Annotated in this window: 18 protein-coding genes and 2 pseudogenes; 18 read left to right on the top strand and 2 right to left on the bottom strand. The window is 67.7% G+C overall.

The annotated features are described in order from the left end of the window. From A9X04_RS06305 to A9X04_RS06250, 13 genes and pseudogenes are all read left to right on the top strand, one after another. On the top strand, nt 1-321 hold a 321-nt coding region (locus A9X04_RS06305), incomplete at its 5' end, for an ESX secretion-associated protein EspG (protein WP_197509068.1). A gap of 266 nt (nt 322-587) precedes the next feature. After that, entirely contained in the window at nt 588-2,099 is a 1,512-nt protein-coding gene (eccD, locus tag A9X04_RS06300) for a type VII secretion integral membrane protein EccD (RefSeq protein WP_067918780.1), read from the top strand. After that, nucleotides 2,077-3,975, top strand: coding sequence for a S8 family serine peptidase (locus A9X04_RS06295; RefSeq protein ID WP_067918778.1), 1,899 nt, complete (start codon nt 2,077-2,079; stop codon nt 3,973-3,975). The genes eccD and A9X04_RS06295 overlap by 23 nt, the downstream gene beginning before the upstream one ends. 19 nt (nt 3,976-3,994) lie before the next feature. Beyond that, the gene (gene eccE, locus A9X04_RS06290) at nt 3,995-5,191 is read left to right on the top strand and encodes a type VII secretion protein EccE (RefSeq protein WP_067918776.1); all 1,197 of its coding nucleotides are present in this window, start codon (nt 3,995-3,997) and stop codon (nt 5,189-5,191) included. Next, a complete protein-coding gene (gene eccA, locus A9X04_RS06285; protein WP_067918774.1) occupies nt 5,188-7,020 on the top strand; it encodes a type VII secretion AAA-ATPase EccA in 1,833 nt (610 codons plus the stop codon). Before eccE ends, eccA begins: the two co-directional genes overlap by 4 nt. A gap of 311 nt (nt 7,021-7,331) precedes the next feature. Further along, nucleotides 7,332-7,606: pseudogene (locus A9X04_RS29510) on the top strand (type VII secretion protein EsxI). Nucleotides 7,607-8,245: 639 nt separating this feature from the next. Further along, nucleotides 8,246-9,502, top strand: a complete 1,257-nt coding sequence (locus tag A9X04_RS06280; protein ID WP_067918772.1) for a PPE family protein — start codon at nt 8,246-8,248, stop codon at nt 9,500-9,502. A 67-nt stretch (nt 9,503-9,569) separates the two neighbouring features. Beyond that, nucleotides 9,570-10,991 (top strand): PPE family protein, encoded by a 1,422-nt coding sequence (locus A9X04_RS06275; RefSeq protein WP_067918770.1) that lies wholly within the window; start codon nt 9,570-9,572, stop codon nt 10,989-10,991. A 79-nt stretch (nt 10,992-11,070) separates the two neighbouring features. Beyond that, nucleotides 11,071-11,394: a DUF732 domain-containing protein gene (locus A9X04_RS06270; protein WP_067918768.1), complete on the top strand. Its 324-nt coding sequence runs from the start codon at nt 11,071-11,073 to the stop codon at nt 11,392-11,394. 100 nt (nt 11,395-11,494) lie between these two features. Then, the gene (locus A9X04_RS06265) at nt 11,495-11,815 is read left to right on the top strand and encodes a DUF732 domain-containing protein (protein ID WP_067918767.1); all 321 of its coding nucleotides are present in this window, start codon (nt 11,495-11,497) and stop codon (nt 11,813-11,815) included. A gap of 159 nt (nt 11,816-11,974) precedes the next feature. After that, nucleotides 11,975-12,691 (top strand): MgtC/SapB family protein, encoded by a 717-nt coding sequence (locus tag A9X04_RS06260; protein ID WP_067918765.1) that lies wholly within the window; start codon nt 11,975-11,977, stop codon nt 12,689-12,691. Between the two features lie 100 nt (nt 12,692-12,791). Beyond that, entirely contained in the window at nt 12,792-13,724 is a 933-nt protein-coding gene (locus A9X04_RS06255; RefSeq protein ID WP_067918763.1) for a sterol desaturase family protein, read from the top strand. A 94-nt stretch (nt 13,725-13,818) separates the two neighbouring features. Beyond that, nucleotides 13,819-14,502, top strand: a complete 684-nt coding sequence (locus A9X04_RS06250) for a hypothetical protein (protein ID WP_067918761.1) — start codon at nt 13,819-13,821, stop codon at nt 14,500-14,502. Nucleotides 14,503-14,507: 5 nt separating this feature from the next. On the opposite strand, the gene A9X04_RS06245 is transcribed toward A9X04_RS06250, so the two are convergent. Continuing rightward, nucleotides 14,508-14,963: a nitroreductase/quinone reductase family protein gene (locus A9X04_RS06245; RefSeq protein ID WP_067918759.1), complete on the bottom strand. Its 456-nt coding sequence runs from the start codon at nt 14,961-14,963 to the stop codon at nt 14,508-14,510. 113 nt (nt 14,964-15,076) lie between these two features. On the opposite strand from A9X04_RS06245, the gene A9X04_RS06240 reads away from it, so the two are divergent. From A9X04_RS06240 to A9X04_RS06230, 3 genes are all read left to right on the top strand, one after another. Next, complete coding sequence (locus A9X04_RS06240) at nt 15,077-15,760, top strand: TetR/AcrR family transcriptional regulator (protein WP_197509067.1); 684 nt, start codon at nt 15,077-15,079, stop codon at nt 15,758-15,760. Between the two features lie 123 nt (nt 15,761-15,883). Next, on the top strand, nt 15,884-16,384 hold the full coding sequence (locus tag A9X04_RS06235) for a VOC family protein (protein ID WP_067918755.1): 501 nt from the start codon (nt 15,884-15,886) through the stop codon (nt 16,382-16,384). A gap of 49 nt (nt 16,385-16,433) precedes the next feature. Beyond that, on the top strand, nt 16,434-17,897 hold the full coding sequence (locus tag A9X04_RS06230; protein WP_067918753.1) for an FAD-binding protein: 1,464 nt from the start codon (nt 16,434-16,436) through the stop codon (nt 17,895-17,897). 43 nt (nt 17,898-17,940) lie between these two features. Here A9X04_RS06230 and A9X04_RS06225 read toward each other — a convergent pair whose 3' ends face one another. Then, entirely contained in the window at nt 17,941-19,866 is a 1,926-nt protein-coding gene (locus A9X04_RS06225; RefSeq protein WP_067918752.1) for an ABC transporter ATP-binding protein/permease, read from the bottom strand. Between the two features lie 91 nt (nt 19,867-19,957). Between A9X04_RS06225 and A9X04_RS06220 the strand changes: the two genes are divergently transcribed. Next, the gene (locus A9X04_RS06220) at nt 19,958-21,601 is read left to right on the top strand and encodes an acetolactate synthase (RefSeq protein ID WP_067918751.1); all 1,644 of its coding nucleotides are present in this window, start codon (nt 19,958-19,960) and stop codon (nt 21,599-21,601) included. Between the two features lie 52 nt (nt 21,602-21,653). After that, nucleotides 21,654-22,129 (top strand): annotated as a pseudogene (gene secA2, locus A9X04_RS06215) (accessory Sec system translocase SecA2); the annotation flags it as partial.

Genomic DNA, 22,129 nt, shown 5'->3' with positions numbered 1-22,129 from the left:
TCCGGCGGTGACCTGCGGCGGATGGGCATCAGCGCCGCCACTGTGGCCGCGCTGGGCCAGGCGCTCTCCGACCCGGCGGCCGAGGTCGCGGTGTATGCGCGTCAATACCGGGACGACGCGAAGGGCCCCAGCGCCTCGGTGCTGTCGCTCAAAGACGGTTCCGGTGGCCGCATCGCGCTCTACCAGCAGGCGCGGACGGCCGGGTCGGGGGAGGCCTGGCTGGCCATCTGCCCGGCGACCCCGCAGTTGGTACAGGTGGGCGTCAAGACCGTGCTCGACACACTTCCCTACGGCGAGTGGAAAACCCACAGCAGGGTCTGACATTCGACGAAACACAAAGTTCACCAATGTCTTTGCACTCAACATGCGGTTGAGATGCCAACACGGCATACTTCTCTAAGAGATTTCAGCAAATCTCAAACCGGCGTCACCAAAGCTATTAATCGCAAGGCGGGGTAGATGGAATTCGGAATAGCCGAGCTGCACTTTCCTGGGGGCCGCAGCGCCCCGGAAAGCGGGCCGGCGCAGACCCCCGCCCGGCTGGCGGCGCGGGGCAACACGTTCACGACGGTAAGGGGTTCAGGGCGATGACTGCGGTAGTTGAAGCGCTACAGCCTGACGTTGAGGGAGTTTCGCAGCCTCGGGCGGTCGTGGTCGGCGTTATGGCCGGCGCGGGCGTACAGATCGGCGTCCTGCTGGACGCCAACGCCCCGGTGTCGGTGATGACCGAGCCGCTGCTGAAGGTGGTCAACAGCCGGCTCAGGGAGCTCGGCGAGGCGCCGTTGGAGGCCAAGGGTCGCGGCAGGTGGGCGCTCTGCCTGGTCGACGGCACGCCCCTGCGGGCCACCCAGTCCCTGACCGAACAGGACGTCTACGACGGTGACCGGCTGTGGATCCGGTTCATCCAGGACACCGAGCATCGCTCACAGGTCATCGAGCACATATCCACCGCGGTGGCGGCGGACCTGAGCAAACGGTTCGCCGCGATCGACCCGGTCGTTGCGGTCCAGGTCGGCGCGTCGATGGTGGCGGCCGGCGTCACCGCCGCCTCGGGCTTGCTGCTCTGGTACCGGTGGCACCACAACTCCTGGCTTCCGACGGCGTACTCCGCGGTGATCGCCGCGGTGGTGCTCGGCGTCGCGTTGATGCTGCTGATGCGGGCGCGCACCGACCAGGATCGCCGCGTCGGCGACATCCTGTTGCTGAGCGGCCTGGCGCCCCTCACGGTCGCCGCGGCGGCGGCTCCCCCCGGCGGGGTGGGTTCCCCGCACGCGGTGTTGGGCTTCGGCGTGCTGACCATCGCCGCGATGCTGGCCGTGCGTTTCACCGGGCGCCGGCTGGCGCTGTACACCGCGCTCATCACCATCAGCCTGGTCACGGCGATCGCGGCCCTGGCGCGAATGGTCGCCATGACCAGCGCGGTGACACTGCTGACCAGCGTCGTCCTCGTGTGCGTGCTGGTCTACCACACCGCGCCGGCGCTCTCGCGCCGGTTGGCCGGCATCCGGCTGCCGGTGTTCCCCTCCGCGACCAGCCGGTGGGTGTTCGAGGCCCGGCCGGACCTGCCCACCACCGTGGTTCGCTCCGACGGTGGCCCCCCGGTTCTCGAGGGACCCGCGTCCGTCCGTGACGTCTTGGTGCAGGCCGAACGCGCCCGCTCCTTCCTGTCGGGTCTGCTGATCGGTCTGGGCGTGCTGATGGTCGTCTCGCTGGCGGCGTTGTCGGACCCGCACACCGGTCAACGCTGGTTGCCGCTGCTGCTGGCCGGCTTCAGCGCCGGGTTCCTGATGCTGCGCGGACGCTCCTACGTCGACCGCTGGCAGGCGATCACCCTGGCCGTCACCGCCGTCCTCATCGTCGGTGCGGTCGTGGCGCGGTACGCGCTCGTGTTGCAGTCGCCCCTGGCCGTGTCGATCAGCGCGGCGATTCTGGTGCTGCTGCCGGCGGCGGGGCTTACCTCCGCGGCCGTGGTGCCCAACACGATCTACAGCCCGCTGTTCCGCAAGTTCGTGGAATGGATCGAATACCTCTGCCTGATGCCGATCTTCCCGCTGGCATTGTGGTTGATGAATGTCTATGCAGCAATCCGCTACCGGTAGTAGCAAGGTGTGGCGAGGGCGCGCATCCGCTGCCGCCCTCGCCGCAATCTTGCTCGCCTCAGGAGCATTGGCCGGCTTGCCGCCCGCTTATGCGATTTCGCCGCCGACGATCGATCCGGGGGCGGTGCCGCCCGACGGTCCGCCCGGGCCGCCGGCGCCGATGAAGCAGAACTCCTACTGCACCGAGGTCGGGGTGCTGCCCGGCACGGACTTCCGGCTGCAGCCCAAGTACATGGACATGCTGAACCTGCAGGAGGCATGGCAGTTCGGCCGCGGTGCCGGCGTGAAGGTGGCCGTCATCGACACCGGCGTGAGCCCGCACCCGCGGTTTCCGCATCTGATCCCCGGCGGTGACTACGTCATGGGCGGTGACGGGTTGTCGGACTGCGACGCGCACGGCACCATCGTGGCCTCGATGATCGGCGCCGCCCCGGCCAACGGCGCGGGGGTGCCGCCGGCTGCGCCGCGCCGGCCGGTCACCATCCCCACCACCGAACCGCCGCCGAAAGCGCCGCCGCCCCAGACGGTGACGTTGTCGCCGCTGCCGCAGACCGTGACGATGGTTCCCCCCACTCCTCAGGAGGAGCCGCCCGCTCCCGGACCGTTCGGGGCGCCTCCACCGCAGCCGCCCGCGCCGGCCGGTCCGCCGCCGGGACCGCCGCAGGGTGGGCAGGCACCGCAAGGCGGGCAGGCACCGCAAGGCGGGCAGGCGCCGCAAGGCGGCGCTCAACCGGTGCAACCCGGCGGGCAGGCTCCCGCAGGCAACCGCACGGACGGCACGGTGACGATCCCGAGCTACTCGCATGGCGGGCACGTGGTTCGCGTTGACAACCCACGCCCGCTCGACCCACCGCCGCCGCCGCCACCTCCACCGCCGGCGCCGTCGGCCGGTCCCGACGCGTTCAGCGGTGTCGCCCCGGACGTGGACATCATTGCGATCCGCCAGTCCAGCCAGGCGTTCGGTCTCAAGGACGCCTACACCGGCGACGAGGACCCGCAGACCCGGGCGAAGATCGATGACGTGCAGACGATGGCGCGGGCGATCGTGCACGCCGCCAACATGGGCGCGCAGGTGATCAACATCTCGGACGTGACCTGCATGAGCGCGCGCAACATCATCGACCAGCGCGCGCTGGGCGCCGCGGTGCGCTACGCGGCGGTCGACAAGAACGCCGTCATCGTGGCGGCGGCAGGCGACACCAGCAAGAAGGACTGCAAGCAGAACCCGCCGCATGATCCCTTGCAGCCCAACGATCCTCGCAACTGGAACGCCGTCACCACGGTCGTGACACCGTCCTGGTTCAGCGACTATGTGCTGACGGCCGGGGCGGTCGACGAAGACGGCCGGCCGTTGACCCAGGGCGGTCAGGGGCAGGGATCGACGAGCGTGGCAGGTCCATGGGTGGGTATCGCCGCGCCCGGCACCGACGTTGTCGGGCTATCGCCCCGGGACGACGGCGTCGTCAACGCGATCGACGGACCCGACAACACGCTGCTGGTTCCGTCCGGCACCAGTTTCTCGGCCGCGATCGTGTCCGGCGTCGCCGCGCTCGTTCGCGCCAAGTTCCCCCAGCTGTCGGCTTACCAGGTCATCAACCGGTTGACCCGCACCGCCCGCGCACCGGCACGCGGCGTGGACAACCAGATCGGCCACGGCATCGTCGACCCGGTGGCGGCGCTGACGTGGGACGTGCCCGAGGGGCCGTTGAAGCCGCCGCAGCAACTCTCGGCGCCTCTGAACATCCCCAAGCCCACCCCGGCCCGCGATATGGTGCCGGTGTGGGTGGCCGCCGGAGGCCTGCTCGGGGCGTTACTGATCGGCGGGGGCGTGTTTGGTACGGCGATGCTGATGAAGCGATCGCGGAAGCAGCAATGAGGGCGGAGCAGTAACAGTCATGAAAGCTCAGCGCAGGTTCGGGTTGTCTTTGTCGTGGCCACGGGTCACGGCGGTGTTCCTGGTGGACATCGCCATCCTGGTGGTGGCGAGCCATTGCCCAGAGTCCTGGCAGGGCACCTACCGCATCGCGTTCTGGGTGGGTGTCGGCCTCGCTGCGTTGATCGCGCTGTTGTCGTTGGTGACCTATCACGGCATCACGGTGACATCGGGATTGGCGACCTGGCTGTGGGATTGGTCCGCCGATCCGGGCACCGCGCTGGGTGCGGGCTGCACTCCGCCGCACGACTTCCAGCGCCGGTTCGGGCGCGACAAGGTCGGCGTGCGCGAGTACGAGGGCCAGCTGGTGACGGTGATCGCGCTCAACGGGGGTGACGGCGACCCGTCGTCGCGACACCGGCACCGGACGTCGCCGCCCACCCTGTTAGTGCAGGCCGTCGCTGATGGCTTGCGCCAGTTCGATATTCACCTCGACGACATCGACATCGTGTCGGTGAAGGTGCGCCGCGGTGGTAACGCCGCGGAGTTGTCGAAGCTCGACGACTGGGGCCCCGAGGAGTGGGAGGTGGCCAACGGCGAGCCCAGCTCGTACGTCCGCCGGACCTGGCTGGTGCTGCGGATGAACCCACAGCGAAACATCGCCGCGGTGGCGGTCCGTGATTCGCTGGCTTCGACGTTCGTGGCGGCCACCGAGCGGCTTGCGCAGGATCTCGACGGGCTCACTTGCGCCGCAAGGCCGTTGACCGCCGAGGAGATCACCGAGGTGGACCGTGCGGTGCTGGCCGACCTGGAGCCGACCTGGAGCCGGCCCGGCTGGCGCCACCTCAAGCACTTCAACGGCTTCACCACCAGCTTCTGGGTGACGCCCGCCGACCTGTCCACCGACACGCTCGACGAGCTGTGGCAGGCGGACACCGTGGCCACCGTGCTGACCGTCCGGCTCACCGCTCGAGCGGGCCGGCCGCAGATTTCGGCCTGGGTCCGCTACCACAGCGAGAAGCGGCTGCCCCGAGACGTGTCCGCCGGCCTCAACCGCCTCACCGGACGTCAGTTGGCGGCCGTCCGTGCCAGCCTGCCGGCACCGGCCACCCGCGACCTGCTTGTCGTGCCGAGCCGCGGCCTGCGTGACGACGACGACCTGGTGCTGTCGGTCGACCAGCTGCGAGGGAGCCCGGCGGGCGTGCCTGTAGCCCAATGACGCGGCCGCAATCGACGGCTGAAGGCGCCCGCAACGCGATGGTCGCCGGCCTGTTGGCATCCGGGATATCGGTCAACGGGCTACAACCGAGTCACAACCCCCAGGTGGCATCGCAGATGTTCACCACGGCAAGCAATTTGGACCCCGGGATGTGCGACGCCTGGCTGGCGCGGCTACTGGCGGGGGAGCGCAGCATCGAGGTGCTCGCCGGCGCGTGGGCGTCGATCCGGACGTTCGGGTGGGAGACCCGCCGGCTAGGGGTCACCGATCTGCACTTCCGTCCGCAGGTTTCGGAGGGCTTGTTCCTGCAGCTGGCCGTCACCAGCGTCGAGTCGCTTGCGTGCGCCTACGCGGCCGTTCTCGCCGAGGCCAAGCGCTACGAGGAGGCCGCGGAGCTGCTCGACGGGATCGAGCCCCGCCAGCCGTTCGAGCAGGAGCTGGTCGACTACGTGCGAGGTGTGCTGTATTTCCGGACCGGCCGCTGGCCGGACGTGCTCAATCAGTTCCCGGAGGGCAAGGTCTGGCGTCAGCCCGAGCTGAAGGCCGCCGGCGCGGCGATGGCCACCACGGCGCTGGCGTCGCTCGGTGTCTTCGAGGAGGCGCTGCGGCGTGGCCAGGACGCCGTCGAGGGTGACCGGGTACCGGGCGCGGCCAACATTGCCCTGTACACCCAGGGCATGTGCTTGCGACACCTGGGACGCGAGGAAGAGGCCGTCGAGCTGCTGCGCCGGGTCTATTCGCGGGATCCGAAGTTCAGCCCGGCCCGAGAAGCGCTGGACAACCCGAACTATCGACTGGTCCTGACCGACCCGGAAACCATCGAGGCGCGCACCGATCCGTGGGATGCGGACAGCGCGCCGACCCGGGCGGAGGTGGAGGCCGCGCGCCACGCCGAGGAGGCCGCGCGCTATCTCGCCGAGGGTGACGCGGAGCTCAACGCGATGCTGGGCATGGAGCGCGCCAAGCGGGAGATCAAACTCATCAAGGCGACGACGAAGGTGAACCTGGCGCGCGCCAAGATGGGCCTCCCCGTGCCGGTGACGTCGCGGCACACCCTGCTGCTGGGGCCGCCCGGCACCGGTAAGACGTCGGTGGCGCGAGCATTCGCCAAGCAGCTGTGCGGCTTGACGGTGCTACGCAAGCCGGTCGTGGTCGAGACCAGCCGGACCAAGCTGTTGGGCCGATACATGGCCGACGCGGAGAAGAACACCGAGGAGATGCTCGAGGAAGCCTTGGGCGGGGCGGTGTTCTTCGACGAGATGCACACCTTGCACGAGAAGGGCTACCAGCAGGGTGACCCGTACGGTAACGCGATCATCAACACGTTGCTGTTGTACATGGAGAACCATCGCGACGAACTCGTGGTCTTCGGTGCGGGCTACGCCAAGGCCATGGAAAAGATGCTCGACGTGAACCAGGGTCTGCGGCGGCGGTTTTCGACGGTGATCGAGTTCTTCAGCTATACCCCGGAGGAGCTGGTCGCGCTGACCCGGTTGATGGGCCAGGAGAACGAGGACGTCATCACCGAGGAAGCGGCCCAATCCCTGTTGCCGTCGTATACCAGGTTTTATCTCGACGAGAGCTACTCCGAAGACGGCGACTTGATCCGCGGAATCGATACGCTCGGCAATGCCGGTTTCGTACGCAACGTGGTGGAGAAGGCACGCGATCACCGCAGCTTCCGCCTGGACGACGAGGACCTGGACGCGGTGCTGTCCAGTGACGTCACCGAATTCAGCGAGCGGCAGCTACTGCGGTTCAGGGAGCTGACTCAGGAGGACCTCGCCGAGGGCCTCAGCGCGGCAGTCGCGGAGAACAAGACCACGTAAGCCCGTTCCGGTTCCCGCGGGGTGGTCGATGCACCCGGCTCCGATATCACCACGGCCGACGGAGCTGCGAGCCGGTATCGACAACTCTGTGGCTTGGGCCGCGGCCCACGGTCGCGACGGTCTTTACACATCGTTTGAGCAAAGTCGGACGGTTGGCAACGTTCTGACCACCGCCACAGGCCCCCGGTGACGCTTGAGAAACCGCGCATGGTCTGGGAAAACCTGGCTCCCAGGAAACTGTCAGCAGCTAATCAGCGGCGGCGAGGAGTAGCCCGTTTACCCTTCGTGTTGATGAACGGTAGGGGAATGGCGTGACAACTAACCATCAATCCGGCGGCGTAGACGCCCATGCCGCCGCCACTATTGGCGCCGCAGCGTTCTCGCTGGAAGCCGACCGTCAGGCCATCGTTCGCGATGTGCTTGCCGCCGGCGACTCCCGGGGCGGTGCCGGTTCGGTGGCCTGCCACCAGTTGGGCGACAACGCCCAAGTGGTCTACCAGCAGGCCAACGCCGACGGGAAGAAGCCAAAGACTGCCGGAGCAACGTGTCCGGCACCGACGGCGCGGTCGGTTCCAATTGGGCGTAATCGCATGTGAGGTTGAGGACGTAATTATTTCGGATTGACATGTGCGCCATGAGCTTGCGGGTCTGAACCGATCGGGCTTTTGCGCATTACCGCCTGCGGCTTTTTTATGCTGTTTTTTCGCATGGAAATAGGAGGCTAGTACGGGCCGATTCGACTCCGCGTAAACCTCGGTTAGAATTGATGTAGCGAATCGTCGCGATAGTGCCGATCCGCGGAATTCTGCGTTCTAATTCACGGTTGTGAATCACCTCACAATCCATTGCTGATTTATGCCAAAAATCGTTCTCACGTCGCTCTTCCCGAATCAAAAGGAGTAGCTACAGACGCAGAGTTCTCACACCGAGGTACGCCGCGCTGACATTCATTATTTACATGTCGTTACCTTCCGGGAACGCCGACCGAATACAGTGCGGTGACAATTTCACTTACATTCGTGAAGCGGTGCGACGCTGGGCTGCGCACCAATCTTGGTGGGGCCTCAGATAAAGGAGAAAATGGTCAGTTGTCCGACACGTGTGAAATGAGCTCATGGTCTCGGTGGTGGATTTGATGCGTTTCATTAGAACCGAGGTTCGAATGCGGCCAGGGCAGCTAAGCCACGCCTACCATGGCGGCCACTTAGGGGACCGGAGGTAGTAGATGCTGGATTTCGGGGCGCTTCCGCCGGAGATCAACTCGGGGCGGATGTATGTCGGTGCGGGGTCGGGTCCGCTGCTCGCCGCCGCGGCGGCCTGGGACGAGTTGGCCGCGGAGTTGCAGGCCACCGGCGCGTCGTACAACTCGGCGGTCGAAGCGCTGGCGACGGGACCGTGGACGGGGCCGTCGTCGATAGCGATGGCCGCCGCCGCGGCGCCGTATGTGGCGTGGATTCACGCGACCGGGGCTCAGGCCGAAGCGACCGGCGCCCAGGCCAAGCTGGCCGCGGGCGCCTACGAGGCGGCTTTTGCGGCCACCGTGCCGCCGCCGGTGATCGCCGCCAACCGCGCGCTGCTGGCGACCTTGATTGCCACGAACATCCTCGGCCAGAACACTCCGGCGATCGCCGCCACCGAGGCCCAATACATGGAGATGTGGGCGCAGGACGCCGCCGCGATGTACGGCTACGCGGCCTCGTCGGCGACCGCGTCGCAGCTGACCCCGTTCGCCGAGCCACCCCAGACCACCAACCAGTCGGCCGCGCCGAGGCAGGCGGCCGCGGTCACCCAGTCCAGTGCGCAGTCCGGCTCGAACACCGCCGCGCAGCTGTCGCAGCTGAGCACCACGATGCAAGCGGCCTCGACCGTCGGCAACGCGGCACCGAATGCCGGGACGACGGGGACCGGGGTCACCACCGGAATAGGGCAGAACCTGGACTACTGGAACAACATCTGGTCGGTGGTGACCGGGCCATACTCCCCACAGTCGTGGAGCAGCGTTCCGGGTGGCCCGTTCCTGTCGTTCGGTCAGGCGTACGCCTGGGGTCAGAACGGCCAGAGTGCCGCCGCCTACTTGTCCGGCCCGAAGGCGATCTCCGGAGCTCTCGCCCCGCTGACCAGTGGTCCGAGCGCGGTGCGGCCGATGCTGAGTTCCGCCGTGGGACCGGTGTCGGGGTCCATGGGCAAGGCAGCGCTGGTTGGCAGCATGTCGGTGCCCCAGGGCTGGACGGAAGCAGCTCCGGCGATCCGGACGCTCTCCCAGGTCCTGCCCGCCAACATCGCGGCCGCCCCCGCCGCGTTGGCAGGCGAAGAGGGCGTCTTCAGCCAGATGGCCCTGTCCAGCTTGGCCGGACGCGCCGTTGCGGCCACCGCGACCCACTCCGTCGGCGGCACCGCGGCGGCCGGCTCACTTGGCGGCGTCGTCGCCGAGGCCGATCCCGCCGCAGCCACCATCATCGTGATCCCTTACATCGAGGAGTGACGGCGATGACCACGACGCACACCAGTCCAGCACCGTCCGCGCAAGCGCCCGAGTAGAGGAGACAACGATGTTTTACGGAGCCTTTCCGCCGGAGTTCAACTCGGGTCGGATGTACAGCGGCCCGGGAGCGGAGTCGCTGGTCGCCGCGGCGACCGGCTGGGAAAACCTGGCCACCGAGCTGCAGTCGACGGCCTCGGCCTACTCGTCGGTGATCGCCAGCCTGACCACCGGGCCCTGGGTTGGTCCGTCGGCCCAGGCGATGGCGGCGGCGGCCGCCCCCTACGTGGCCTGGATGCAACAGACCGCCGTACAGGCCCAGGAAGCCGCGACCCAGGCCGCCTCGGCGGCAACCGCCTACGAGGCGGCGTTCGCCGCCCACGTGCCGCCTCCGGTGATCGCGGAGAATCGCGCCCTGCTGGCACAGCTGATGGCGACCAACCTGTTCGGGCAGAACACGGCCGCGATCGCCGCCACCGAGACGCAGTACGGCGAAATGTGGGCCCAGGACGCCGTGGCGATGGACACCTACGCCAGCACGTCCGAGGCCGCGACCAAGTTCACGCCGTTCACCCAGCCGCCGGCGACCACAAACAGCGCCGGCACCACGATGCAAGCGGCCGCGATGACCCAGGCTGCAGGCACGTCGGTCGGCAACGCGGGGTCAAACGTCACCGCAGCGGCCAGCTCGCTGACGACGACCGCGACCGCGGGCAACCCGATACTGGCATGGCTCTCGCAGCTCGCCACCCAGTACAACACCGCGATAACGACATTCCTGAAGGGCTTCGGGACCACCCCCGGGGGCACCCCGTTGATCACCGCTATGTACAACGCGGTCAAGGTTCCGTTGGGGCTCACCACGCAGTTCAACGACGTCGGATTGCTGATCAACTTCCCCGTGTCGCAGTGGCTGAAGTTCGCCCCGCCCATCGCCTACGGCGCGTTGCCCAAGGACGCGCTGGGGGCCGGGCTCGGGGCGTTGGGCTTCGGTCGCGGCACGCTCTACAGCGCGATCAGCCCCATAGCGAACATGGGCAACGCCGGCACGCTGGTGGGCAAGCTGTCGGTTCCGCCCAGCTGGGCCACCTCCACGCCGGCCATCCGCACGGTGGCCGCCGCGCTGTCGGCCGCCGGGCCGGAGGCGGTGCCCGCGGCCGCACTGGGCGAGGGCGGCCTGTTCAGTTCCATGGGGATGGCGGGGATGCTGGGAAGCGCGCTCGGCGCCGGGGGACCCACCGTGGTCGGTGCCGGTGTGCGCAACCGGATGAAGCCGATCAAGGACCTCAAGGACCCACAGTCGCCCGAACAGCTCAAGCGTCTGGTCGCGCAGATCTCGGAGAAACCGGAAACGGTGCAGCACCACAACGTCGACCAGGAAGGTCTCGACGCCCTGCTCGAGCAGCTGGCGAAGAAACCCGGCATCCACGCGGTGCATCTGAAGAAGGGCGACAAGGCCAAAGTCGTGCCCGACGCCGCGCAATTGGGTTAGGCGGCAACGTTGTTCATCGGTCGACTGGGCGAGTCCCGCCGTCAACGCGTCTTCCCGTCGGCATGAGAGAAGGTAGGAAATGAAACGGCTTCTAGCGCTTCTGGGCGTCCCCCTCGTGATCGGCCTGGCCGCACCGGCATCCGCGGGCCCTCCGCCGGAACCCGACGGTGATGACGGCGCGTTCCTCGCCGCCCTGCATCAGGCCGGCTTCACCTTCGCCAGCCCGGATGCGGCCGTCGGCGCCGGCCGGGCGGTGTGTTCGTGCCTCAACAACGGTGAATCGGGCCTGGAGTTGGTGCACGACGTGAAGACGCACAATCCCGGGATGGACATGGAGATGGCATCCAACTTCGCGATGATCTCGGCGAAGTACTACTGCCCACACCAACTCAGCAAGGCCTGACGTGCGGCGGTGATCGTCGAATTAGCTTGAGAGGCAACGGGCTTCAGCGATCTCAATGCCGCGCTGCGCACAACACTTCGACATGGGACAATGCCCAGCTATGAGGCTGCTGGTGGCGCTGATCGTTGGTTGCGCCGTGATCATGCTCGCCGCGCCCGCGTACGGCGACCCCGATACCGGTGGCGTCGACGAGTCGAGCTTTCTCGCGTCGCTGAGCAGCGCGGGTATCACCTACAAGACGTCCGACGCGGCCGTCCAGTTCGCCAAAGCGGTGTGCGAGTCGATGGGCAACGGCGAGTACGGCCCCCAGATGGTCAACGAACTCAAAGCCCAAAACCCCGGACTCACCACCGATCACGCAACGTCGTTTCTGGCGATCGCCGCGAAGTACTACTGCCCCCAGCAACTCAACAAGAGCTAGCTGGGCGCGACCACAACAGTCGGCCGGTTGCCCGCAGGTTTCGCGCGCGTGGACGCCGTGCGTCTGATTGGGTTGTGGTCCACCCGCCGTTCACCTGGGCCTGGTTAGCTGCGGCTACAGCGGCCGTGCGAGGCCGGGAACGAGGGGGAGGGAATACCGGTGGAGACGCTGAGCGTCGCCGATTTCGCGCTCCGGCTTGCCGTCGGGGTGGGCTGCGGCGCCCTCATCGGTCTGGAGCGGCAATGGCGGGCGCGGCGAGCCGGCCTGCGCACGAACGCGCTGGTCGCCGGCGGCGCGACGTTGTTCGTTCTGTACGCCGCCGCCACCACGGACACCAGCCCCACCAGGGTCGCCTCCTACGTGGTGTCCGGTATCGGATTCCTCGGCGGTGGGGTGATCCTGCGTGAAGGGGTCAACGTCCGGGGCCTCAACACCGCCGCCACCCTGTGGTGTTCGGCCGCGATCGGCGTCCTGGCGGCGTCCGGCCACCTGGTCTTCGCGTTGATCGGCACCGGGACGGTGATCGGCATCCACGTGCTCGGACGCCCGCTGGGCCGACTGATCGACCGCGACAACACCGGCGACGAGGACGAAAGCCTGCGGCCCTACCTGGTGCAGGTGATCTCTCGCCCGAAACACGAGAAGTACGCACGCGCCCAGATCGTGCAGCACGCGAGCAGCAACGACATCACGCTGCGCGGAATCCACACCGGTCAGGCAGGCGAAGACGAGATCACGTTGACTGCGCACCTACTCATGGACGGGGACGCCCCATCCCGGCTGGAGCGGCTGGTGGCGGAGCTGTCCCTGCAGCCCGGAGTACGAGCGGTGCAGTGGTACGCAGGCGACGAAGCACGATCGGACGGGCGCGGCTAGCGCCGTTTGCTGCAGTTTTGGTCGATGTCGGTCTCGGCATGGGCCGCATACCGGACCAAGGGAACCCGGCCGTCCCGCCGCTCGTCGTAGTCTTATCCCTGTGAGTACGGTCTCAGGCTTTGTGTCGGCGCTGCCCCCGCAGATGCGGGATCCGGTGCTGCTCGCCATTCCTTTCTTCTTGTTGCTGTTGACGCTGGAATGGACGGCGGCGCGGAAGCTGAAAAGCATCGCCGAGGACGGGCGGCCCGTCGCGGGCGCGTACCTCACCCGCGACTCACTGGCCAGCATCTCGATGGGACTGGTTTCGGTGGGCACCACCGCGGCGTGGAAGACCCTGGCCCTGTTCGGCTACGCGGCGATCTACGCCTATCTGGCGCCCTGGCAACTCTCGGCGGGCCGGTGGTACACGTGGGTCATCGCACTCCTCGGTGTCGACCTGCTGTACTACGCCTACCACCGGATCGCGCACCGGGTGCGGTTGATCTGGGCGACGCACCAGGCTCATCACTCGAGCGAATACTTCAACTTCGCCACCGCGCTGCGCCAGAAGTGGAACAACAGCGGCGAGATCCTGATGTGGGTTCCCTTGCCGCTGTTGGGAATTCCGCCCTGGATGGTGTTCTTCAGTTTCTCCATCAGCCTGATCTACCAGTTCTGGGTGCACACCGAACGGATCGACAAGCTGCCACGGCCCTTCGAATTCCTGTTCAACACCCCGTCCCACCATCGGGTGCACCACGGGATGGACCAGATCTATCTCGACAAGAACTACGGCGGCATCCTCATCATCTGGGACCGGCTCTTCGGCAGCTTCCAGGCCGAGCTGTTCCGCCCGCATTACGGGCTGACCAAGCAGGTCGACACGTTCAACATCTGGAAGCTGCAGACCCGCGAGTACGTCGCGATCGCCCGGGACTGGCGATCGGCGACCCGCCTGCGCGATCGGTTGGGCTACGTGTTCGGCCCACCGGGCTGGGTCCCGCGCACCGCGGGCCGCCCGGAGGCGGCCCTTCCCCTCGCGGCGACGCCGTAACGCGGGCGGCCGACGGCGCGAAGACTTCTGCGTAACCGAAAGTCACGCCGTAATCTCAAATCGGTCGAGATTTGGCCCCGACGGATCGGAGTTCATGGTGCGTCGCCTGGCAATGCGCGCATTCACCGCGTCGGTCACCGTCGCCGCGCTCGCGCAATCCGTGCCGCTTGCGCCGGCTCAAGCTGACCCCGTCGCGGTCTATCCGGGCATGGAGATCCATCAGGGCAACCGCGTCTGCACGCTGGGCTACGTCGACCCCGGCCTGAAGATCGCGTTCACCGCGGGGCACTGCCGGGGTGGCGAGGGGGTCGTCACCGACCGAGGCGGCGCGGTCATCGGCCGCCTGGCGGCCTTCCGGGACAACACGCCCAGCGGTACGACGGTGGCCACCGACCAGTTGATCACCGACTACGAGGCGATCGTGCTGGACAACGGCGTGATGGCGAACAACGTCCTGCCGGGCGGGCGTCCACTGATCTCGAATCCGGCGGCCGCGCTCGCGCCGGGACAGGCGATCTGCCATTTCGGCGTGAGCACCGGCGAGACCTGCGGGACCGTGGAAAGCGTGAACAACGGCTGGTTCACCATGTCGCACGGCGTACAGAGCCACAACGGCGACTCCGGCGGCCCGGTGTACCTGCCCTCGAGCGCCGGTCCCGGGCTGTTGGTGGGGATCTTCAACAGTGTCTGGGGTGACTTCCCGGCGGCGGTGTCGTGGCGGGCCACCTCCGAAGAGGTCCGCGAGGATCTCGGGGTGGCGCGCGGGGGCGCCCGCTAGGCCATTCAGCGAGTCGCGTCGGCCTCCGCGAGGGCGAACACCGGGATCGTCGGCGCGGCGGCCCGGAACTGCTCCTCGGTGCTGTCCGGCGTCAGCCCCGCGACGTAGTCCTTGACTTGCCAATACCAGCGGTCCAGATAGCGCCGCAGCAGCTCCGGCTTTGCCGAGTCGGCAACCTCGCTGGCCCGGGCGCGGCGCCTCCGCCAGCGGGGGCCCGTCTCGACCACGCCCGCGGCTCTGACGTTGCGTGCCCACTGGGTGTCGCCCCGGGGTGAGACCAGATAACCCACGCCGTCGACGGTGAGCAGGTTGATGACCACCGACCGCGGCTTGCCGCTCTTTCGCCCGCGGACCCGCAGCGCGCGCGTCCCGGCGATGCTGACGCCCAGCTCGGCAAGCCAGCGGATCACCGCGTTGGCGGCCCGCGCGAGACCGTTCGGCTCTTCGTATCGCGTCGACATGTCGTGTCCTCTCTAGCGAATAAAAAGAGAGCAGTGCTCTCTTGAACGCGCACGATGCCACAATCCTGCGCAGAAAGCAAGAGCAGTGATCTCGGTTGTGCCAGACTGGCCGTGTGGGCAAACGCCAGGAAACGCGGGAGCAAATCGAGGCCCGCATCATCCAGCTGGGCCGCCAGCAGTTGGTCGACCGCGGCGCGGCCGGGTTGTCCGTGCGCGCGATCGCCCGGGACCTCGGCATGGTGTCGTCGGCCGTGTACCGGTACGTGTCCAGCCGGGACGAACTGCTGACCCTGCTGCTGGTCGACGCCTATACGGACCTTGCCGACTCCGTCGACCGTGCCCGCGAGGCTGTCGGGGATCTCTGGAGTGACGATGTCGTGGCTATTTCCCGGGCGGCGCGGCGATGGGCCGTCGCGCACCCGGCCCGCTGGGCTCTGCTGTACGGCAGCCCCGTGCCCGGGTATCACGCTCCGCCCGAGCGCACCGTCGCCGTGGGGACCAGAGTGGTGGCCGCCTTCTTCGACGCCGTGGCGTCGGGGATTGCCACCGGCGACATCCGGCTCACCGATGCCGTTGCGCCCCAACCCATGTCGTCGGACTTCGACCGGATCCGCCAGGAATTCGGGTTTCCCGGCGATGACGAGGTCGTCGCTAAGTGCTTCCTGCTCTGGGCGGGTGTGTTGGGTGCGATCAGCCTCGAGGTGTTCGGCCAATACGGCGCCGACACCGTGACCGACCCGGAGGCGGTTTTCGACGCCCAGCTTCGGCTGCTGGTCGACATGCTGGCCCGACATTGACGGTCGCGCGGGGCGCGAAATAGAACATGTTCACCCGGCTCCGGTGTGACCGCGGCGGCTCGTCACGGCAAAGTTGCCGCGGGCCTTCCTGGGGGCCGAGCCACTGGACTATCCTGCGAGACGATGAGCCTTCCCGTTCAATCGCCGACGCAGATCGCGTGGGTCACCACCGACCTTGCCGCCACGGAAACCGCGCTCACCGGCATGTTAGGCGTGCGCAAGTGGGTCCGGATCCCCGATGTACACTTTACTCCGGACTCCTGCAGCTACCGAGGCAAGCCGGCCGATTTCGTCGCCAGCATCTCACTGAGCTACCTCGGCGACATGCAGCTGGAGCTGATCCAACCGGTCCGTGGCGAGAACATCTATAGTGACTTTCTGCGCGAATCCGGGCCCGGCCTGCACCACATCTGCATGGAGGTGGAAAGCCCCGAGCAGTTCGAGGCCGCATTGGCAGAGTCGGCGCGATTCGGGGCGAAAGTGGTGCAGCAAGGTGTGATGCCCGGCGGGATCCAGTTCGGTTACGTATCGGCGCCGCAGGCGGCGGTGCCGTTCGTGGAGATCGCCTACATTGCGCCCGAGATGAGGGCGTTCTACGACTACATCAAACAGGAGCAGCGGTGAGCCGCGCCGGCGACGATGCAGAACGCAGTGATGAAGAGGAGTGGCGCAAATGAGCACCGAGATACCGACAACGGTCAGCGCGGACGACGTCACGTCGTGGTCCGATGACGTCGACGTGGTCGTGGTCGGCTTCGGCATCGCGGGCGGATGCGCCGCCGTCAGTGCTGCGGCGGCCGGGGCGCGGGTGCTGGTGCTGGAGCGCGCCGCGGCGGCGGGCGCCACCACGTCGCTTGCCGGGGGCCACTTCTACCTCGGTGGCGGAACGGCGGTTCAGGAGGCGACCGGTCACCCCGACTCGCCCGAGGAGATGTACAAGTACCTGGTCGCCGTGTCCCGCCAGCCCGACCACGACAAGATCCGCGCCTACTGCGAGGGCAGCGTCGAGCATTTCAACTGGCTGGAAGAGTTGGGTTTTCAATTCGAGCGCAGTTACTTCCCGGGCAAGGCGGTCATTCAGCCCAACACCGAGGGCCTGATGTTCACCGGCAACGAGAAGGTGTGGCCGTTCCTGGAGAAGGCGGTGCCGGCGCCGCGCGGCCACAAGGTGCCGGTGCCCGGCGACACCGGCGGCGCCAGCATGGTGATCGACCTGCTGCTCAAGCGCGCCGCGAGCCTGGGCGTGCAGATCCGGTACGAGACGGGCGCCACCGAGCTCATCGTCGACGGTTCCGGCGCGGTGAGCGGTGTCATGTGGAAGCAGTTCTCCGAAACCGGTGCGGTCAAGGCAAAGTCGGTGATCATCGCTGCGGGCGGGTTCGTGATGAACCCGGAGATGGTGGCCGAGTACACTCCGAAGCTGGCCGAGAAACCGTTCGTGCTGGGCAATACCTACGACGACGGCCTGGGGATCCGCATGGGCGTCTCGGCGGGCGGCGCCACCGAACACATGGACCAGATCTTCATCACGGCCCCGCCTTACCCGCCGTCGATCCTGTTGACGGGAATCATCGTCAACAAGCTCGGACGGCGCTTCGTCGCCGAGGATTCGTACCACTCGAGGACTTCCGGGTTCATCATGGACCAGCCGGACAGCGCGGCGTTCCTCATCGTCGACGAGGCGCACCTGGAGCACCCCAAGATGCCGCTGGTCCCGCTGATCGACGGATGGGAGACCGTCGCGGAAATGGAAGCCGCGCTTGGCATTCCGGAGGGCAACCTGGTAGCGACGCTGGACCGCTACAACGCCAACGCCGCCCGCGGCGAGGACCCCGACTTCCACAAACAGCCCGAATTCCTTGCCGCGCAAGACCAGGGGCCCTGGGGCGCGTTCGACATGTCACTGGGGAAGGCGATGTACGCCGGTTTCACCATTGGTGGGCTCGCCACGTCCGTGGATGGCGAGGTGTTGCGTCAGGACGGTGCTGTGGTGCCGGGCTTGTATGCGGCCGGGGCCTGCGCGTCGAACATCGCCCAGGACGGCAAGGGCTACGCCAGCGGGACGCAGCTGGGGGAGGGATCGTTCTTCGGCCGCCGCGCCGGAGCGCACGCGGCCGGCAGGGCCGGGGGCGCGTAGGCGCGTGACGACCCGGCGCCGGAGCGCACGCGGCCGGCAGCTGTTAGACCGGGGCGGGTTCCTTCTTTTCCTCCACGGGGCCAAGCCGCCACGGGCCGCCGCCGAGCAACTGCAGCTCTTGTTCGTGGTGCTGTTCGACCGTGGGCCGATGACTGACGCTGACCACCACGCAGTCCGGCAATTCGGTCCGCAGGAGTTGGTACAGCGCGAATTCCAGCCCCTCGTCGAGCGCCGAGGTGGCCTCGTCGAGGAATACCGCCTTGGGTTTGGTCAGCAGGATGCGCGCGAAGGCGACACGCTGCTGCTCGCCGGGTGAAAGCACCTTGGCCCAGTCCCGCTCTTCGTCGAGCCGGTCGAGCAGTGGCGCCAGGGCGACTTTGGTGAGTACCTCCCGCAGTTCGTCATCGGAGATGCCGTCCGGGGAATTCGGGTAACAGACCACGGTGCGCAGGCTGCCCAGCGGCACGTAGGGCAACTGCGACAGGAACATCGTCGCGTTGTCGCCGTCCGGGCGGCACAGGGTGCCGGAGGCGTACGGCCACAACTCAGCCAGACTGCGCAGCAGCGTGGTCTTGCCGGCGCCGGAGCGACCGGTGATCACCAGCGAATCCCCTTCGGCGAGTTGCACATCCAGCGGGTCGATCAGCCGGTCACCGGCCGGGGTGCGCACCTCGAGGTCGCGAAGCTCGACGGCGGTCTCTTCGCTCGGCTTGACCAGTATGGTCGGCAGCGCGCGCCCCTTCTCGTTGGCATCGACCAGGCCGTGCAACCGGATGATCGACGCCCGGAAGGCGGCGAAGGCGTCGTAGTTGTTGCGGAAGAACGACAGCGAATCCTGAATATTGCCAAAGGCGGTCGCGCTTTGACCCACGTCGCCGAAATCGATCCGGCCGGCGAACAGCCGCGGCGCCTGAATCACCCACGGCAACGGCACGATCGCCTGCGAGACCGACCAGTTCCATCCGTTGAAGATGATGGTTCGGCGGACGAACTTGCGGTAGTTGTCGATGATCGGGGTGAAGCGCCGCCACAGCTGCGTCCGCTCCACGCGCTCGCCGCGGTAGAAACCCACGGCCTCCGCAGCGTCACGCAATCGCACCAGGGCGTACCGGAACGCGGCGTTGAGCCTCTCGTTGTCGAAGCTGAGCCGAATCAGGGGATGGCCCAACCAGATCGCCACCACCGTGGCGACCAGCACGTAAACCAGCACCGTCCAGAACATCGCGCGTGGCAGGTCAACGCCGAGCACGGTGAGATTTCCGGACAGGTTCCACAGAATCGCGGCGAAGGAAATCACCGAGGCCACGGCGTTGACGGCCCCGAACAGCAAGGTGCTGCCGGTGCCGTTGGACGGGATGTTCGGGGTGCCGCCCGCATTGGCGGTGAAGATGTCGATGTCCTGCTGGATGCGCTGGTCGGGGTTGTCGATGGTGTGGTCGATGAACAGGTCGCGGTAGTAGGCCCGCCCGGCGAGCCAGTCGTCGGTGAGATTCGCCGTCAGCCACATGCGCCAGGCGATGATGAACCGCTGCGTCAGGTAGATGTCGATCATGAACCGGATGACGTACAGGACCGCGAGCACGCTGAAGATCGCGATCGACATCCAGAAGCCGTGAATCCCGGACTGTTTGACCGCGTCGTCGTCGGCCGCAAGACCCTGCACCGCCTTCTGCACCGCCGTGTACAGGTCGTTGCCCTGGTAGCTGAGCAACACCATGAGCCGCACCGACAGGAGGACCGACAGCAACAGCACCCCGAGCATCAGCCACACGCGCACGCTGTGGGCCCCGACGAAGTACCCGCGGGTGATCCGCCAGAACTGGCGGCCCCACGGTGTGAGGTACCTGAAGGCGACCAGCACGATGAAGAGCACCACCGCGCTGACGAGCCATGCGATGGCCACCCACCGCAAGGAATCGATGGTGGCCGTCGACCAGTCGATCGAGGGCTTGAACGGCTTTGGGCCCATGGTCGCTGTCTCCTCACGGTCGCTGGTGGACTCTGCTGGAACTTGAAATCCTCCGGCGAAGGTACCCGAAGGATCTGGATAGGCTGCGGTTATGAGCACCGACGCCATCCCCACACAAACATTGCACGCCGGACGGCTCATCGCGCGGCGCCTGCGGGCCAGCGGTGTCGACACCGTGTTCACGTTGTCCGGCGGCCACCTGTTCTCGGTCTACGACGGCTGCCGAGAGGAGGGCGTGCGGCTGATCGACACCCGGCATGAGCAGACCGCGGCCTTCGCCGCCGAGGGCTGGTCGAAAGTGACGCGGGTGCCGGGCGTCGCCGCGCTCACCGCCGGGCCGGGCGTCACCAACGGGATGAGCGCGATGGCGGCCGCGCAGCAGAACCAGTCGCCGCTCGTCGTGCTGGGCGGGCGGGCGCCCGCGGGACGGTGGGGCATGGGCTCGCTGCAGGAGATCGACCACGTGCCGTTCGTGACGCCGCTGGCGCGCTTCGCCGCCACGGCGCAGTCGGCCGACGACGCGGGGCGGCTCGTCGACGAGGCGTTGCGGGCGGCGGTCGGCGCCCCGTCGGGCGTCGGCTTCGTCGACTTCCCCATGGACCACGTGTTTTCGATGTCCGAGGATCACGGCGGCCCCGGCGCCCTCGCCGACCTGCCGCCGGGGCCGACCCCCGACGGCGACTCGCTCGGCCGCGCCGCCGGCCTGCTGTCCACGGCGGAGCGGCCGGTGATCATGGCCGGCACCAACGTCTGGTGGGGACACGGGGAGGCGGCCCTGCTGCGTCTCGCCGAGGAACTGCAGATCCCGGTATTGATGAACGGGATGGCCCGCGGCGCGGTGCCCGCCGATCATCCGCTGGCGTTCTCCCGGGTGCGCGGAAAAGCGTTGGGCGAGGCCGATGTTGCGCTCATAGTCGGGGTGCCCATGGACTTCCGGCTCGGCTTCGGCGCCGTGTTCGGGCCGCAAACCCGGCTCATCGTGGTGGATCGCGCCGAACCCGAGCGCAAACATCCCCGCCCGGTCGAAGCCGAGCTCTACGGGGACCTGTTGTCGACGCTGGCGGCGCTGGCCGCCGGCGGCGGGACCGATCACCGGGGGTGGATCGACGAGCTGCGGACGGCCGAGACCGCGGCGCGCGGCAAGGAGAAGACGGAGCTCGCCGACGATCGCATCCCGCTGCATCCCATGCGGGTGTACGCGGAGCTCGCCCCGATGCTGGACCGCGACGCCATCGTCGTCATCGACGGGGGCGATTTCGGCTCCTACGCCGGACGGGTGATCGACAGCTACCTACCCGGCTGCTGGCTGGACAGCGGCCCCTTCGGGTGCCTCGGCTCGGGCCCCGGCTACGCCCTGGCCGCCAAGCTGGCCCGGCCGGACCGTCAGGTCGTCCTGCTGCAGGGTGACGGCGCGTTCGGCTTCAGCGGCATGGAGTGGGACACCCTGGTACGGCACAACGTGCCCGTCGTCTCGGTGATCGGCAACAACGGAATCTGGGGGCTGGAGAAGCACCCGATGGAGGCGTTGTACGGCTATTCGGTGGTGGCCGAACTGCGCCCGGGAACCCGCTACGACGAGGTGGTGCGCGCCCTCGGCGGCCACGGCGAGCTGGTCTCCGCCCCGGCCGAGCTGCGGCCCGCGCTGGAACGCGCCTTCGGCAGCGGCCTGCCCGCCGTCGTCAACGTCCTCACCGACCCCAACGTGGCGTATCCCCGCCGCTCCAACCTGGCGTGAACCGCGTGTCGCGGACGGACACGCACGCTGGCGGGTCGCGTACCGTTGACCTGTGCCAAAGACCACCCGCCCACAACCCGGCCGCCTGAGCAGCCGTTTTTGGCGACTGCTCGGCGCCAGCACCGAGAAGAACCGCAGCCGATCCCTCGGCCAGGTCACCGACTCGTCCGAATACGACGAGGAAGCCGCAGGCCTCACCGACGAGCAGCTGCGCAAGGCCGCCGGGCTGCTCAACCTCGACGACCTCGCCGAGTCCGAGGACATCCCGCAGTTCCTCGCCATCGCCCGGGAGGCGGCCGAGCGATCGACGGCCCTACGTCCGTTTGACGTGCAGCTGCTCGGGGCGCTGCGCATGCTCGCGGGCGACGTCATCGAAATGGCCACCGGTGAGGGCAAGACGCTCTCGGGGGCGATCGCGGCGGCCGGCTACGCGCTGGCCGGGCGGCACGTCCACGTGGTGACCATCAACGACTACCTGGCCCGCCGCGACGCGGAGTGGATGGGCCCGCTGATCGAGGCGATGGGGTT

Source organism: Mycobacterium sp. E3247 (genome assembly GCF_001667785.1).
Classification (GTDB): Bacteria; Actinomycetota; Actinomycetes; order Mycobacteriales; family Mycobacteriaceae; genus Mycobacterium.
This window is presented reverse-complemented; position numbering and strand designations above follow the sequence as displayed.